We start from the raw sequence: 14,889 nt of genomic DNA, 5'->3' as shown, positions 1-14,889 counted from the left end.
CACGTTCAGTTAATTGCGGGTTCTCAGGCTTCTCTCAGGGTGGAAGATCACTTCCGGGTCACAGAAAAGGGACCGCCGGGGAAATAATCCCGGCGGTCCCTTTCGCGAAATGCGGGACTCAGCCCTTGCGCTGCTTGACCGCTTCGGTCAGCTGCGGCGCGACGTTGAACAGGTCGCCCACCACACCGAAGTCGGCGATCTCGAAGATCGGCGCCTCGGCGTCCTTGTTGACCGCGATGATGGTCTTCGAGGTCTGCATGCCCGCCCGGTGCTGGATCGCGCCGGAGATGCCCAGCGCGATGTACAGCTGCGGCGAGACCGTCTTACCGGTCTGGCCGACCTGGAACTGCGCCGGGTAGTAGCCCGAGTCGACGGCGGCGCGGGAAGCACCGACGGCCGCGCCGAGCGAGTCGGCCAGCGTCTCGACGACGTCGAACTTGTCGGCCGAGCCGACACCGCGGCCACCGGAGACGACGACCGAGGCCTCGGTCAGCTCCGGCCGGTCACCGCCGACGATCGGCTCGACACCGGTGATCTTGGCGGACTTCGCCGGGTCACCGGCGGGGACCTCGACGGTCTCCTCGGCGGCGGCACCGTCGGCCTGGGTCGCCTCGACCGCGCCGGGGCGGACCGAGATGACCGGGACACCCTTGGTGGCCTTGGACTTGACGGAGAACGCGCCACCGAAGATGGACTGGTCGACACTGCCGTCGCTGTTCACGCCGACGGCGTCGTACAGCAGGCCGGAGCCGAGGCGGACCGCGACACGGGCGGACACCTCCTTGCCCTCGGCGCTGGCCGCGACGAGCACGGCGGCCGGGGAGGTCCGCTCCGCCAGCGCGGCGAGGACGTCCACCTTCGGGGTGACCAGGAAACCGGTGGCGTTGTCGCCCTCGGCGACGTACACCTTCGCGGCGCCGTGCGCGGCGAGGGCTTCCTTCGCCTTGGCGGCGGTGCCGGTCGGGCCGACGACGACCGCGGACGGCTCACCCAGTTCACGAGCGGCGGTCAGCAGCTCGAGCGTGACCTTCTTGACTTCACCGTCGACGTGGTCGACGAGGACGAGTACTTCAGCCATTTCCCTATTCCTCCTCGAACCTGTCTCAGATGAGCTTCTGCGCGACCAGGTAGGCGGCCACCTTGCTGCCGCCGTCACCCTCGTCCTCGACGCGCTCACCGGCGGTGCGCGGCGGCTTCGGGGAGGCTTCGAGCACGGACGACCAGGCGTTGCCGAGGCCGACCTCTCCGGCGTCGAGGCCCAGGTCCGCGACAGTCAGCGTCTCGACCGGCTTCTTCTTCGCGGCCATGATGCCCTTGAAGGAGGGGTAGCGCGGCTCGTTGATCTTCTCGCCGACGCTCACCACCGCGGGCAGATTCGCTTCGAGGTGCGTGACGCCGTCCTCGGTGTAGCGGTCGGCCTTGATCGAGGTGCCGTCGACGGTCAGCTCGTTCACGTGGGTCAGCTGCGGCAGGCCGAGCAGCTCGGCGATGATCGCCGGCACGGCGCCACCGCGGCCGTCGGAGGCCTCGTTACCGGTGATGACCAGGTCGAAGCCTTCGACCTTCGAGATCGCGGCGGCCAGCACCTTGGCGGTGGCGATCGCGTCGGAGCCGTGAAGCGCCTCGTCGGAGACGTGGATGGCCTTGTCGGCACCCATGGACAGCGCCTTGCGGATCGCGTCGGTCGCGCGGTCGGGACCCACCGAGACGACGGTGACCTCGCCCTCTCCGGCTTCCTTGATCTTCAGGGCTTCTTCGACGGCCTTCTCGTTGATCTCGTCGAGCACGGCGTCGGCGGATTCGCGATCAAGAGTGTTGTCGGCACCGGAGAGCTTCCGCTCCGAGTAGGTGTCCGGTACCTGCTTGACCAGGACAACGATGTTCGTCATGGGTCTACTTCGACCTCCCGTTAGTGGCCGGCGTCGGCCACGGGGCAACAGCTCTACTGGCCGGTAGATTAGGGCCATTTCGGCGCCGCGGCCCGCCGAGGTGACCTCATTCACCTGGATGCACGTTTTAATGGGACCATCGTCCAGGTATTTCACCCGGAAGTGAGTGTAACCGGGCGACTAACCCGAACGGCCGTATTCCGGGGTACTCCCCGCGACGGTGACGGGCTAACCTGCCGCACCATGCGTTCCATGCCCGGCCCTGTCGCCGTGATCACGGACTCGACCGCCTGCCTCCCCGTCCCGGTCGCCGAACGCTGGGGAATCGGCGTCGTTCAGGTCCAACTGCAGGTCGGAGAGCAGGTCGACGAGGAGAACCGCTACCACCGCGAAGAGATCATCGATCACTTGCGCGCCGGGACGCCGGTGAAGACGGCGCCTCCCGAGGTCGCCGCGTTCTTCTGGGCGTTCCAGGACGCCGCGAGCAAGGGCGCCTCGGCGATCGTCAGCATCCACATCTCGGGACGGATGTCGGAGACGGTGAACGCCGCCCGTGAGGCCGCCCAGCAGGTGAACATCCCCGTCCACGTGCTCGACAGCGGGACCACCGGGATGAGCCTCGGTTTCGCGGCGACTTCGGCGGCCAAGGTCGCCGCCGCCGGCGGGCAAGCCGCCCGGGTGATCGAGGCGGCCGAACGCCGGTTCCGCGGCAGCCGGGAGATCCTCTACGTCGACACGCTGGAGTTCCTGCGTCGCGGCGGCCGGATCGGCGCCGCGCAGGCGTTCCTCGGTTCCGCGTTCTCGATCAAACCCCTGCTGACGCTGAAGAACGGCGAGGTCGCCCCGCTGACGAGGGTGCCGGGCCAGCGGCGGGCGCTCAACAAACTCGTCGACCTCGCGGTGGAGGCCGCGGGCGATCAGGACGTCGAGATCGCGATCACCCGGTTCGGCCCGGACGAACGCGACCTCGAAATCGGCGGGCGGCTGCGGGCGCGGCTGCCCAAAATGGTCGACAGCACCCTGGTGGACGCCAGCATGATCCTCGGCGCCCACCTCGGCCCCGGCGCCATCGGCATCACGGTGTCGCCGGTGTAGCCCCTTCTTTGGGGATCGACACCCGCGACGGGATCAGCACCAGCATCAGCGGGAGCACCGCGCCGAGCGCCGTCATCGCGACGATCAGCACCTGGTCCACCGGCTCGAAATGCGAGACGTGGCCCAGGTGGTAGAGGAAGTGCGGCAGTCCGAACAGGAAGGTCGCGAGCGCCGCGAGCCTGGCCACGGCGGTCGTCCCGATCACGGCGGCGCCGATCAGGATCGCGGCGAGCGCCAGGTTGAGGCCGCCGAAGTCGCGGAGCAGGTGTTCGTTGAAGGGGCCGTCCATGGCGACCCAGCCGGTGCGGAAGCCGGGGAAGTCCCGGTAGAAGCCGTCCGGGCTGAGCAGTGGCCACAGCCCGACGGGCAGTTCGACGAGACCGAAGACGACGAGAAGTACGCGGGTGATTGTCCGTTGCATGTCTTCTGGACTGGCAAGCGCCGCGAAACGTGACAAGCCGCAATTAGTCACCTGCTTGCGGGGGTCTGACAACGCAACCAGGTGACTACTTGCGGACGGGGCCGAAGTGACCGGCCGGTAGGGTCGCGGCGTGACCACCCCAGCCACCAGGGCCGAAGCGCTGCACCTCACCGGTGAACGCACCGTGCCGGGCATCGCCGAGGAAAACTATTGGTACCGCCGCCACGAGGCCGCGTATCAAAAGCTCCTGCCCCTGTGCGAGGGCAAGACCGTCCTGGAGGCGGGCTGCGGTGAGGGCTATGGCGCCGGGCTCATCGCCACCGTCGCCGAACGGGTGCTCGCGCTCGACTACGACGTCCTCACCACTGAGCACGTCGCCCGCCGCTACGCGAGCGTCGGCGTGGCCAGGGCGAACCTGGTGTTCCTGCCGCTGCGCGACGCCTCGGTCGACGTCGTCGCCAACTTCCAGGTGATCGAGCACCTCTGGGACCAAGGCGCGTTCCTCGCCGAATGCCGCCGCGTGCTCTCCCCCGGTGGACGGCTGATCGTCACCACGCCCAACCGGCTGACCTTCACCCCGGACAGCGACACCCCGCTCAACCCGTTCCACACCAGGGAACTCGCACCGTCCGAATTGGACGAACTGCTGCGCGACGCCGGCTTCGAGGTCGAGACCCTGCACGGCCTCCACCACGGCGAAGGCGTGAAGATGCTCGACGACAAGTACGGCGGCTCGATCATCGACGCCCAGCTCGACGTCGTCATGGGGCAGCTGCCAGGCCAGGCGAACTGGCCGCCCGCGCTGCTCGCCGACGTCGAAGGCATCCAGGCCGCGGACTTCGCCGTCCACGGTGAAGACCTCGACGCGAGCCTCGACCTGGTCGCCGTGGCGGTGCGGCGATGAGCGAGTACGAGGGCACCTTCTGCCTCGTCGTGCACAGCCACCTGCCGTGGCTGCCGCATCACGGCTCCTGGCCGGTCGGCGAAGAATGGCTCTACCAGGCCTGGGCGCATTCCTACCTGCCGATGGTCGACCTCCTGCGCCGCTTCGCCGACGAGGGCCGCGAAGACGTCCTCACGCTCGGCATGACGCCGGTCCTCGCCGCCCAGCTCGACGACCCGTACTGCATCGGCGCCTTCCACGACTGGCTCGGTCACTGGCAGCTGCGCGCCTGGCACGCGTCCACGCTCTGGCGCGGCGACCCGCTGCTGCGCGACCTCGCCGCGAGCGAGTACCGGACGGCCGTCAAGGCGTCCGAAGAACTCGAAACCCGCTGGCGGCACGGATTCTCACCGATCCTTCGATCCTTTGTGGACAACGGGACGATCGAACTGCTCGGCGGCCCGCTGGCGCATCCGTTCCAGCCGCTGCTCGACCCGGCTGTCCGCGACTTCATGCTGCGCGGCGGCCTGGCCGACACCGCGCTGCGCATCGGACAGCGTCCTGAAGGCATTTGGGCCCCTGAATGCGGCTACGCGCCCGGTATGGAGACCGGGTACGCGGCCGCGGGTGTCCAGCGCTTCATGGTCGACGGGCCGTCCCTGCACGGCGACACCTCGGCGGCGCGGACCGTCGGCGATTCCGACGTCGTCTGCTTCGGCAGGGACCTCGAAGTCACGTACCGCGTCTGGTCACCGAAGGCCGGATACCCCGGTCACGCCGCTTATCGCGACTTCCACACCTGGGCGCACGAAGTCGGGCTCAAGCCGTCGCGGGTGACCGGCAAGACCATCGAGCCGCCGGACAAGGCGCCGTATGAGCCGGCGATGGCGGCGGCCACCCTCGGCGGCCACGTCCAGGACTTCGTGGACACCGTCGTCGCCCGCCTGCGCTCGCTCAAGGCCGAGCACGGCCGCGAGTCGCTCGTCGTCGCCGCGTACGACACGGAACTGTTCGGGCACTGGTGGCACGAGGGACCGGCCTGGCTCGAAGGCGTCCTGCGCGCGCTGCCCGAGGCGGGCGTCCGCGTCACCACGCTCAAGGGCGCGCTCGAAGCCGGCCACCTCGGCGGGAAGGTCGACCTCCCGGCGTCGTCGTGGGGCTCGGGCAAGGACTGGCGGGTCTGGGACGGCGAACAGGTCGCCGACATGGTGCGGGACAACACCGCGTTGCAGCACCGGATGCTCGACCTCGTCGCCGGAATGGACACCACGACCCGGGACGCCGTCCGCGACCAGGCCGTCGCCGAGGCGATGCTGGCGCTTTCGAGCGACTGGGCGTTCATGGTCACCAAGGACTCCGCCGCCGACTACGCGCAACGGCGGGCGAAGGTGCACACAGACCGGTTCGACACGCTCGCCGGGCTGCTCCGCGAAGGAGCGCTGGACCGGGCGCGGGAGACCGCGGCCGCGTTCCGGCGCGACGACGGCCCGTTCGGGCACGTCGACGCGCGCGACCTGCTGAGGAAATGACGAAAGGAAATCATGGGGATCCACGACATTCCGTTGAAGACACTCGCCGGTGAGGACACGACCCTCGGCGCGCTCGAAGGCAAGACGCTGCTGGTGGTGAACGTGGCGTCGAAATGCGGCCTGACGCCGCAGTACACCGGGCTGGAGAAGCTGCAAGAACGCTACGCGGACAAGGGTTTCTCCGTCGTCGGGTTCCCGTGTAACCAATTCGCGGGCCAGGAGCCGGGCACCGCCGAGGAGATCCAGACCTTCTGCTCGACGACGTACGGGGTCTCGTTCCCGCTGTTCGCGAAGCTGGACGTGAACGGGGAAAGCCGTCACCCGCTCTACACCGAATTGACCAAGGCGGCCGACGCGGAAGGCGCCACCGGCGACGTGCAGTGGAACTTCGAGAAGTTCCTCGTCGCCCCGTCCGGCGAAGTGGTGGGGCGGTTCCGCCCGCGCACCGAACCCGAAGACGAAACGATCACCGAGGCGATCGACGCCGCGATCGACGACTGACCCACGATTCGACACAGGACGGGCGGGTTTCCGGAGCGGCCTCCGGAAACCCGCCCGTTTCCTTTTCCGGAAGACCGGTGACTTAAGTCCCTGAATACCCCGCCCGCTCGCGCGATGGCCGGTTGATCGATCACAAAGCCTTGCCACACAAGGGAATTCCCGCCATCGACGGGTGAATCGGTGTACCCGATTGCACTATGGCGCACCCCTGCGCCCAGGGGAAGACTCGTTCGTCGGGACTCCCGCACTTCGTCAACGCCGACAACCAGAAAAGTGTGGCCGAAATGATCGAAAAAAACATGATCCCGAAAGACTTCCTCTCTCTCGCGAGCGTACAGGCATCCGAAGAGAGCGCCCTTCTCGACAGGCAGAACGTCGTGGGGGTCGCACTCGGCACCAAGTGGTCGAACGGAACGGACACCGGGGAAAAGGCGATCACGGTCCTGGTCGACACGAAGCTGCCGCACGAACTGCTCCGTGACAACGACCTCGTCCCCGCGAAGCTCTCGGGAGTGCCCACGGACGTCCAGGAGGTCGGAGTACTGCAGGCGGGCCGGACCATCACGCCGCCGAAGGCCAACGGTGCCACCCCGATGCACGACGAGGCACCGGCATCGCAGCCTTCCCGCCAGGAAGGTCTCCGTGACATGGTCGACCCGCTCACCCTGGCCAGGCGTTTCCGCCCGGCGTTCGGCGGACTGAGCGTCGGCCACTTCCAGATCACCGCCGGCACGTACGGCACCGCCGTCTACGACGCCTCGGCGCTGCCCGGCAAACCGCCGCGCTACTACATCCTGAGCAACAACCATGTGCTGGCCAACACCAACGCCGCGGCCATCGGCGACCCGATCCTGCAGCCTGGCCCGTTCGACGGCGGCGTCATTCCCAGCGACATCATCGCGAGGCTGAGCCGGTACGTGCCGATCAAGTTCATCACCCCCGGTCAGCCCGCCCCACTGAATCTCGTCGACGCGGCCGTCGCCGAAGGTCAGTTCCACGACCTCGACCGGCGGATCTTCTGGGTCGGCGACCTCAGGGGCACCAACCCCGCGCCGACCGTCGGCACGCGAGTGCAGAAGACCGGCCGGACCACCAGCTGGACGACCGGGGCCGTCACCAACATCAACGCCACCGTCGACGTCAACTACGGCGGCGGCCGGGTGGCCCGGTTCGCACAGCAGCTGCTCACCACCGACATGTCCGCCGGTGGCGACTCGGGCAGCCTCGTGGCGGAGCTGAACACCGACCTGGCCGTCGGCCTGCTGTTCGCGGGTTCGCCGGTGGTCACCGTGGTCAACCGCATCACACTGGTCGAGGCCGCGCTCGGGATCAGGGTGCACCCGTAGTGGCCGACGACGTGTCCGATGTCGACACCGCCCTCGTCTCGGCGTCGCGGTGGCTCGACGACGTCCCCGGGGTGGTCGGGGTCGGACAGGGCGAGGCCTCGGGGGCCCCCACGATCGACGTGTGGATGACCCCCGGTCACGACCCCGGACGGCTGCCTTCTCAGCTGCTCGGGGTACCCGTCCGGGTCCGTGACTCCGGCGGACCGGTGGAGGCTCAGCCGGACTGACCCGCTTCGATGACCGCGTGGTTGCGGGCGGCGACGGTCGGCGAATCCGCCTTCGCCACCCGCCGGTCGTAGGTGAGCAGGCCGTTGACCTCGTTCTCGACGTCGGTGGTCTGGGTGTAGATCGCGCCGGAAAGGCCGGTACCGGCGAGGATCCGTTCGAGGTGTTCGCTGACCTCGGCATAGCGCTTGGTCAACAGCGCCGAGGTCGGCGTCATCTCGTACGCCTGGGGTTTCCCCGGCCAGCGGTGTTCGTCGAGGACGAGGCCGAGGCCACCGTACTCGCCGTCGACGATCACCCGGTGGTCCTTCACCGCGGGCTTCCCAGGTCCGACGTAGGTGTGGTCGTCGTAGACGTCGCCCGCGCCGGTGTCGGGCCGCGAGAAGCAGCAGTTCACCCCGCTGTTCGCGATGACTTGCCTGGTCGGGTCGAGTTCCTTCACCAGTTTCGCGATGCGCGCGGTGTCGAATTCGCCCCAGCCTTCGTTGAAGGGCACCCAGCCGACGATGGAGGTCACCCCGCGCAGCTGCTCGACCATTTCGGTCAGTTCGGCTTCGAACCGCGCCTTCGCCTCCGGCACCGGATCGGGCGCGGGCCCGGGCGGGCCGTCGAAGGAGACGGTGAGCGACGGCATGTCCTGCCAGACGAGCAGGCCCAGCCTGTCCGCCCAGTGATACCAGCGCTCCGGCTCGACCTTGACGTGCTTGCGGACGAAGTCGAAGCCGAGTTCCTTGGTCTTCTCCAGATCGAACCGCAACGCCTCGTCGGTCGGGGCGGTGTAGATCCCGTCCGGCCAGTAACCCTGGTCGAGCGGGCCGTGCAGGAAGGTGATCCGGCCGTTGAGCGCGATCCGCGGCCTGCCCTCGCCGTCGGTGACCGTGCCGATCGTGCGGAGCCCGGTGTAGGACTCGACGACGTCCAGCACGGTGCCGCTTTCGTCGAGCAAGCGGACCTCGACGTCGTAGAGATAAGGGTCGTCCGGCGTCCACAGACGCGGCGAAGGCACCTCCGCGCGCAACGGCCGTCCCGCGTCCCCTGCGACGCGTGCCACCTCCCGGCCGCCGGGCTCGCTGACGATCGCTTCCACCCGGGCGCCGCCTGTGACCTTGGGCACAACCGTCGCCCCGGTGAGGTCCGGGACCACCTGGAGATCGGCGACGTGCGCGGACGGCACCGGCTCCAGCCAGACGGTCTGCCAGATGCCCGACGCGGCGGTGTAGAAGATCCCTTTCGCGTCGTTGCGCTGCTTGCCGACGGCGTGTGTCGAGGCGTCGGTGCGGTCGATCGCGCGGACGGTCAGTTCCTGCGATCCCGACGGCCGCAACGCGTCGGTGATGTCCGCACTGAAGGCCGTGTAGCCGCCTTCGTGGACGGCGACCTCCTGGTTGTTTACCCAGACCGTCGCGGACTGGTCGACGGCGCCGAAGTGGAGCAGCACCCGCTGCCCGTCCCAGCCGGACGGGACCTGGAAAACCTTGCGATACCAGAGGGTTTCGTCGTGCCGCCCGATCCCGGAGAGCGCCGACTCCGGCGGGTACGGCACCAGGATCCGCTCGCCGTACCCGTTCCGGCCGGGCGAGCGGTCCCCCGCGTACTCCCAGACGCCGTTGAGGTTCAGCCAGCGCTCGCGGACCAGCCGCGGGCGCGGGTACTCGGGCAGGGCGTTGCCCGGTCCGACCTGCGCGGACCACGGGGTCGACAACACCGGTTCGACGGGCTTGAAGGCCGGTTCGGCCGCGTTCACCGAGGACGTCATCAGCCCGATGGTGGCAAAGATCGCCGTCCCTGTCGCCCTCGCGAAGACCATCCTCGGCTCTATCGCCGAGGGTGATCGCCCCGTCCCGGTGACGACCGACTCACGAGTAACCTCCACCCATGCGCGTGCTGATGTTGTCGTGGGAGTACCCACCCGTGGTCGTCGGCGGACTCGCACGGCACGTCCACGCCCTGGCCCGGCACCTCGCCCGGCAGGGACACGACGTGGTCGTCCTGTGCCGTCACACGGCGGGCACCGACGCCGAGACCCATCCGAGGACCGATCGCGTGGTCGAGGGCGTGCGGATCATCCGGGTCGCCGAAGACCCGCTGCACGTGACCTTCGAACGGGACCTCGTCGCGTGGACGCTGGCGATGGGGCACGCGATGGTCCGCGCCGCGACCGACCTGCTGCGCGGCTGGCAGCCGGACGTCGTGCACGCGCACGACTGGCTGGTCACCCATCCGGCGATCGCGATCGCCGAGGCCGCGCGGGTCCCGCTGGTCGGCACGATCCACGCCACCGAGGCCGGGCGGCACTCCGGCTGGCTTTCGCATCCGCTGAACCAGCAGGTTCACTCGGTCGAATGGTGGCTCGCGAACCGCTCGGACGCGCTGATCACCTGTTCGCAGGCCATGCGCCGCGAGGTGTCGCATCTATTCGAGGTCGACGGTGGCGCGGTCACCGTCATCCACAACGGCATCGAGGAACGCACCTGGCAGGTGCCGGCGGAAGAGGTCGCGCACGCACGCGAGGTCTACAGCCCCTCCGGCGCGCCGCTGCTGCTCTACTTCGGACGGCTGGAATGGGAGAAGGGCGTGCAGGACCTGCTCGCCGCGCTCCCCCGGATCCGCCGCGCGAAACCGGGGACCCGGGTGGTCGTCGCCGGCAAGGGCAGGCATCTGGAGGAACTGGTCGAGCAGGCCCGCAAGCTGCGCGTCCGCCGCGCGGTGGACTTCGTCGGGCACCTGTCCGACCGCGAACTGCGCGCCGTGCTGGCCGCGGCCGACGCCGTCGTGCTGCCCAGCCGTTACGAACCGTTCGGGATCGTCGCGCTGGAAGCGGCCGCCGCGAAGGCGCCGCTCGTGGCGTCCACCGCCGGCGGGCTCGGCGAGGTCGTCGTCGACGGCGAGACCGGCCTGGCGTTCAGCCCCGGCGACGTCGACGCCCTCGGGGACGCCGTCGAAGCGGTGCTGGACGACGAGGTCGCCGCTGCCCGGCGGGCGCTGACCGCGCAGTCGCGCCTGGCCGCGGACTTCGACTGGGGCCGGATCGCCGAAGCGACCGTCGCGGTCTACCGGCGGGCCCGCATCGGGGAGCCGGTGGAACTGGGGCGCCCGAAGATCGCTACAGGCAACGCTTTCGAGCCCTAAACCCGCATTCAGAGGACTAAACGCGTCGGGCGCGTCGGTCGTGAGTGGCAAGTGGGGTTCTAACGACACTTACCACTCACGACCACCCCGACCAACGCGGTACCAGCGCCCTCGCCCCCACTCTCCGCCTGAAGTACGTGAAGGCCCCCTCCACGAGTGTCGCGGGTCGCGAGGGGCGCGACCCCCGGGGCTGCTCTAGGTGACGAAGATCAGAAGTGGCAGGGCCGGACGCAGTCCGGGCGCGCCGGGACCGCCACCGAGGCGGACACCGCCGGTGCGGCGAGGACGACGGCGAGGACGACGAAGGCTGCGGCCAAGACGCTTCTCAACTGCTTCTTCATGGTGACTCCTCGGGGAAACGGGCGGAATCCCCACCCGGCGCCGAGCATTCGCGCGACCCGCCGCGGAAACAACGGGGGTATCACTAGGTACCGCTACCTATTCGCGGTCCGTGTGCGGTTCATCCCGTTCCGTCCAAGCCGTCCGAGAAGAAAGCGTCGCGGAGACCCCGCCCCCGGGGTGTGGGGTGAGCGGGGCCTCCGCGACGGGACGCACGCCCGACAGCGCTACCGGAAGAGCGCGCGCGTGAAGCGGGTCCGGCGGCGGGGAGCCACCGCCACCGGACCCGTTGGGCCACACCGTCCCAAACCGGTGTGGAACCCGGCCGCCCCGCGTCAGGTAGGGGCGGCCGGAGCCTTGAGTCAGCGCGCGGTCAGGTACCGCGCGTACGCGCCGGTGGTGAGGAAGCTCGGCAGCTTCTCGCCCAGCGCGGTCTCGGTGAAGATCTCGTAGGCGTCGCCGAGGCGGTTGCCCTCGCCCAGTTCGGACCGCACCGATGCCAGCTCTTCGTCCAAATAGGACACGGCGAGTCCGTGGGTGAGCGCGGTGCCGTCTTCGAGCTTCGTGCCGTTGCGGATCCACTGCCACACCTGGCAGCGGGCGATCTCGGCGGTGGCGGCGTCCTCCATCAGGCCGTGGATCGCCGCCGCGCCGGTGCCGCGCAGCCAGGCGTCGATGTAGCGCAGCGCGACGTTGATGTTGGCGCGGACACCGGCTTCGGTGACCTCGCCACCGGCGCTGGCGACGTCGAGCAGGTCCTCCGCGGTGACGATGACGTCTTCACGGAGCTTGCCGAGCTGATTGGGCCAGCCGCCGAGCACCCCGTCGAACACCTCGCGGCAGACCGGGACGAGACCGGGGTGCGCGACCCAGGAGCCGTCGAAGCCGTCGTTCGCCTCGCGTTCCTTGTCCTGGCGGACCTTCTCGAGCGCGGTCGCGTTGATCTCCGGGTCCTTGCTCGGGATGAACGCGGCCATGCCGCCGATGGCGTGCGCCCCGCGCTTGTGGCAGGTGCTGACCAGCAGTTCGGTGTAGGCCCGCATGAACGGGACGGTCATCGTCACCTGCGCGCGGTCCGGGAGGACGAAGTCCGCGCCGTGCGAGGAGAAGTTCTTGATGACGCTGAAGATGTAGTCCCAGCGGCCGGCGTTCAGCCCGGCGATGTGCTCGCGCAGTTCGTAGAGGATCTCCTCCATCTCGAACGCGGCGGTGATCGTCTCGATCAGCACGGTGGCCCGGATCGTGCCGCGCGGGATGCCGAGTTCGCGTTGCGCCAGCAGGAAGACGTCGTTCCACAGCCGCGCTTCGAGGTGGTTTTCGAGCTTCGGCAGGTAGAAGTACGGGCCGCTGCCGCGGGCCAGCAGCTGGCGCGCGTTGTGGAAGAAGTAGAGACCGAAGTCGACCAGGCTCGCCGAAACCGGGCGGCCGTCGATGCGGATGTGCTTCTCCACCAGGTGCCAGCCGCGGGGGCGGGCGACGATCGTCGCGGGTTCGTCGCCGATCGTGTAGCGCTTGCCCGCCTCGGTCGTGAAGTCGATGTTGCGGCGGATCGCGTCGAACAGGTTGAGCTGCCCGTCGATCACGTTGTGCCAGGTCGGCGAGGTCGCGTCCTCGAAGTCGGCGAGCCAGACCTTCGCGCCGGAGTTGAGCGCGTTGACCGTCATCTTGCGGTCGGTCGGGCCGGTGATCTCGACGCGGCGGTCTTCGAGACCGGGCGCGGCCGGGGCGACCGACCAGCTGCTGTCGTCGCGGACGGCGTGCGTCTCGGGCAGGAAACCCAGCGGCTTCTCACCGGACTGCAGCTCTTCGCGGCGCAGACGACGGGCGTCGAGCAGCTCGCGGCGGCGGCCGGCGAACGCGTTGTCGAGTTTGGCCACGAAGTCCAGCGCGGCCGGGGTGAGGATCTCGTCGAACCGGTCACCGGCGGGTCCGCAGACGTCGATCCGGTAGTTCAGCTTCTCAACCATGGTGTGCCTCCGCTGGGCATCGCGAAAAGATAGAAGGGGAAGGGGTGCGGCGGCGGTCTCCCTGGGGCCGGAAGACCGCCACCTGGCACCTACTTGCGAGGGATCAGAACTGCTCGGCCTCGGTGGAGCCGGCGAGCGCGGTGGTCGAGCTCTCCGGGTTCAGCGCGGTCGCGACGTTGTCGAACCAGCCGGTGCCGACCTCGCGCTGGTGCTTCGTGGCGGTGTAACCGCGGTCCTCCGAAGCGAACTCGCGCTCCTGCAGGTCGACGTAGGCGGTCATGCCTTCGCGGGCGTAACCGTGCGCCAGGTCGAACATCGAGTAGTTCAGGGCGTGGAAGCCGGCCAGGGTGATGAACTGGAACTTGTAGCCCATGTGGCCGAGTTCGCGCTGGAACTTCGCGATGGTCGCGTCGTCCAGGTGCTTCTTCCAGTTGAACGACGGCGAGCAGTTGTAGGCCAGCATCTGGTTCGGGTACTTCGCCTTGATCGCCTCGGCGAACTGGCGGGCGACCTCGAGGTCCGGCTTGGAGGTCTCCATCCACAGCAGGTCGGCGTACTCGGCGTAGGCGAGACCGCGGTCGATGCAGGGGTCGATGCCGTTGGTGACGTTGTAGAAGCCCTCGGCGGTGCGCTCGCCGGTGACGTACTTGCGGTCACGCTCGTCGACGTCGCTGGTGATCAGCGTGGCGGCCTGGGCGTCGGTGCGGGCGACGATCAGCGACGGCACGTTCAGCACGTCCGCGGCGAGGCGGGCGGCGTTCAGCGTGCGCTCGTGCTGCTTGGTCGGGATCAGCACCTTGCCGCCGAGGTGACCACACTTCTTCTCGGAAGCGAGCTGGTCCTCCCAGTGCACGCCCGCGGCACCGGCGGCGATCATGCCCTTCATCAGCTCGAAGGCGTTGAGCGGGCCACCGAAGCCGGCCTCGGCGTCGGCGACGATCGGGGCGAACCAGTCGGTGTCGGTGTTGCCCTCGGCCCAGTTGATCTGGTCGGCGCGGCCCAGCGCGTTGTTGATGCGGCGGACGACGGCGGGCACCGAGTTGGCCGGGTAGAGGCTCTGGTCCGGGTAGGTCTGGCCGGAGAGGTTGGCGTCGGCGGCGACCTGCCAGCCGGACAGGTAGATGGCCTTGAGGCCGGCGCGGACCTGCTGCACGGCCTGGTTACCGGTCAGGGCGCCCAGCGAGTGGACGTAGTCCTCGTTGTGCAGGAGGTCCCAGAGCTTCTCGGCACCGCGGCGGGCGAGCGTGTGCTCTTCGACCACACTGCCACGCAGCTTGACCACGTCAGCCGCGGAGTACGACCGCTTCACGTCCGCCCAGCGGGGGTCGGTCGCCCACTGCTTGGCCAGTTCGGCGGCCGCCTGCTCCAGCTGCTGCGCGTGCTGAGTCATCGGATTCTCCCGGTGTTGCGAAGTTTGCGAGTGATCGCCTTTCGGAGATTCGACCCTGACACGACAGGGGAAACCCGATCCAGGGCTCCAATTTGCCAATTTCTGCGAAGCTTCCGTAGCATCTTGCAAAGGTTGCGAATCTCGCGTTCGCAAGCGGAGCGAAAATCCACGGGCT

14 protein-coding genes are annotated in these 14,889 nt (G+C 68.8%); 7 read left to right on the top strand and 7 right to left on the bottom strand.

What is annotated here, in order from left to right:
* Nucleotides 1-118 precede the first annotated feature (118 nt).
* A complete protein-coding gene (locus tag ACFOSH_RS07625; RefSeq protein WP_378237993.1) occupies nucleotides 119-1,078 on the bottom strand; it encodes an electron transfer flavoprotein subunit alpha/FixB family protein in 960 nt (319 codons plus the stop codon).
* Between the two features lie 25 nt (nucleotides 1,079-1,103).
* On the bottom strand, nucleotides 1,104-1,889 hold the full coding sequence (locus ACFOSH_RS07620; protein ID WP_378237992.1) for an electron transfer flavoprotein subunit beta/FixA family protein: 786 nt from the start codon (nucleotides 1,887-1,889) through the stop codon (nucleotides 1,104-1,106).
* A gap of 243 nt (nucleotides 1,890-2,132) precedes the next feature.
* Between ACFOSH_RS07620 and ACFOSH_RS07615 the strand changes: the two genes are divergently transcribed.
* Nucleotides 2,133-2,984, top strand: coding sequence for a DegV family protein (locus ACFOSH_RS07615; RefSeq protein WP_378237991.1), 852 nt, complete (start codon nucleotides 2,133-2,135; stop codon nucleotides 2,982-2,984).
* Here ACFOSH_RS07615 and ACFOSH_RS07610 read toward each other — a convergent pair.
* Nucleotides 2,965-3,405: a hypothetical protein gene (locus ACFOSH_RS07610; protein ID WP_378237990.1), complete on the bottom strand. Its 441-nt coding sequence runs from the start codon at nucleotides 3,403-3,405 to the stop codon at nucleotides 2,965-2,967. The two genes, ACFOSH_RS07615 and ACFOSH_RS07610, sit on opposite strands and share 20 nt — an antisense overlap.
* A gap of 130 nt (nucleotides 3,406-3,535) precedes the next feature.
* Between ACFOSH_RS07610 and ACFOSH_RS07605 the strand changes: the two genes are divergently transcribed.
* The 5 genes from ACFOSH_RS07605 (at nucleotide 3,536) to ACFOSH_RS07585 (ending at nucleotide 7,891) form a co-directional block, all read left to right on the top strand.
* Nucleotides 3,536-4,309 (top strand): class I SAM-dependent methyltransferase, encoded by a 774-nt coding sequence (locus ACFOSH_RS07605; RefSeq protein WP_378237989.1) that lies wholly within the window; start codon nucleotides 3,536-3,538, stop codon nucleotides 4,307-4,309.
* Complete coding sequence (locus ACFOSH_RS07600) at nucleotides 4,306-5,817, top strand: 1,4-alpha-glucan branching protein domain-containing protein (protein ID WP_378237988.1); 1,512 nt, start codon at nucleotides 4,306-4,308, stop codon at nucleotides 5,815-5,817. The genes ACFOSH_RS07605 and ACFOSH_RS07600 overlap by 4 nt, the downstream gene beginning before the upstream one ends.
* 12 nt (nucleotides 5,818-5,829) lie before the next feature.
* Nucleotides 5,830-6,318: a glutathione peroxidase gene (locus tag ACFOSH_RS07595; RefSeq protein WP_378237987.1), complete on the top strand. Its 489-nt coding sequence runs from the start codon at nucleotides 5,830-5,832 to the stop codon at nucleotides 6,316-6,318.
* A 284-nt stretch (nucleotides 6,319-6,602) separates the two neighbouring features.
* On the top strand, nucleotides 6,603-7,664 hold the full coding sequence (locus ACFOSH_RS07590; RefSeq protein ID WP_378237986.1) for a serine protease: 1,062 nt from the start codon (nucleotides 6,603-6,605) through the stop codon (nucleotides 7,662-7,664).
* The gene (locus ACFOSH_RS07585; protein ID WP_378237985.1) at nucleotides 7,664-7,891 is read left to right on the top strand and encodes a hypothetical protein; all 228 of its coding nucleotides are present in this window, start codon (nucleotides 7,664-7,666) and stop codon (nucleotides 7,889-7,891) included. Before ACFOSH_RS07590 ends, ACFOSH_RS07585 begins: the two co-directional genes overlap by 1 nt.
* Here ACFOSH_RS07585 and ACFOSH_RS07580 read toward each other — a convergent pair.
* Nucleotides 7,879-9,645 (bottom strand): glycoside hydrolase family 2 protein, encoded by a 1,767-nt coding sequence (locus ACFOSH_RS07580; RefSeq protein ID WP_378237984.1) that lies wholly within the window; start codon nucleotides 9,643-9,645, stop codon nucleotides 7,879-7,881. The two genes, ACFOSH_RS07585 and ACFOSH_RS07580, sit on opposite strands and share 13 nt — an antisense overlap.
* 119 nt (nucleotides 9,646-9,764) lie before the next feature.
* Between ACFOSH_RS07580 and ACFOSH_RS07575 the strand changes: the two genes are divergently transcribed.
* Nucleotides 9,765-11,018 (top strand): glycosyltransferase family 4 protein, encoded by a 1,254-nt coding sequence (locus tag ACFOSH_RS07575; protein ID WP_378237983.1) that lies wholly within the window; start codon nucleotides 9,765-9,767, stop codon nucleotides 11,016-11,018.
* A 209-nt stretch (nucleotides 11,019-11,227) separates the two neighbouring features.
* On the opposite strand, the gene ACFOSH_RS07570 is transcribed toward ACFOSH_RS07575, so the two are convergent.
* The 3 genes from ACFOSH_RS07570 to aceA all read right to left on the bottom strand — a co-directional run bounded on the left by ACFOSH_RS07570 (nucleotide 11,228) and on the right by aceA (nucleotide 14,714).
* Nucleotides 11,228-11,359, bottom strand: coding sequence for a hypothetical protein (locus ACFOSH_RS07570; RefSeq protein ID WP_378237982.1), 132 nt, complete (start codon nucleotides 11,357-11,359; stop codon nucleotides 11,228-11,230).
* Between the two features lie 360 nt (nucleotides 11,360-11,719).
* Nucleotides 11,720-13,324 (bottom strand): malate synthase A, encoded by a 1,605-nt coding sequence (aceB, locus tag ACFOSH_RS07565; RefSeq protein WP_378237981.1) that lies wholly within the window; start codon nucleotides 13,322-13,324, stop codon nucleotides 11,720-11,722.
* Between the two features lie 103 nt (nucleotides 13,325-13,427).
* Complete coding sequence (gene aceA / locus ACFOSH_RS07560; RefSeq protein WP_378237980.1) at nucleotides 13,428-14,714, bottom strand: isocitrate lyase; 1,287 nt, start codon at nucleotides 14,712-14,714, stop codon at nucleotides 13,428-13,430.
* Between the last annotated feature and the right edge of the window lie 175 nt (nucleotides 14,715-14,889).

Origin of the sequence: Amycolatopsis speibonae (genome assembly GCF_042647925.1) — a bacterium.
GTDB lineage: Bacteria > Actinomycetota > Actinomycetes > Mycobacteriales > Pseudonocardiaceae > Amycolatopsis > Amycolatopsis speibonae.
This window is presented reverse-complemented; position numbering and strand designations above follow the sequence as displayed.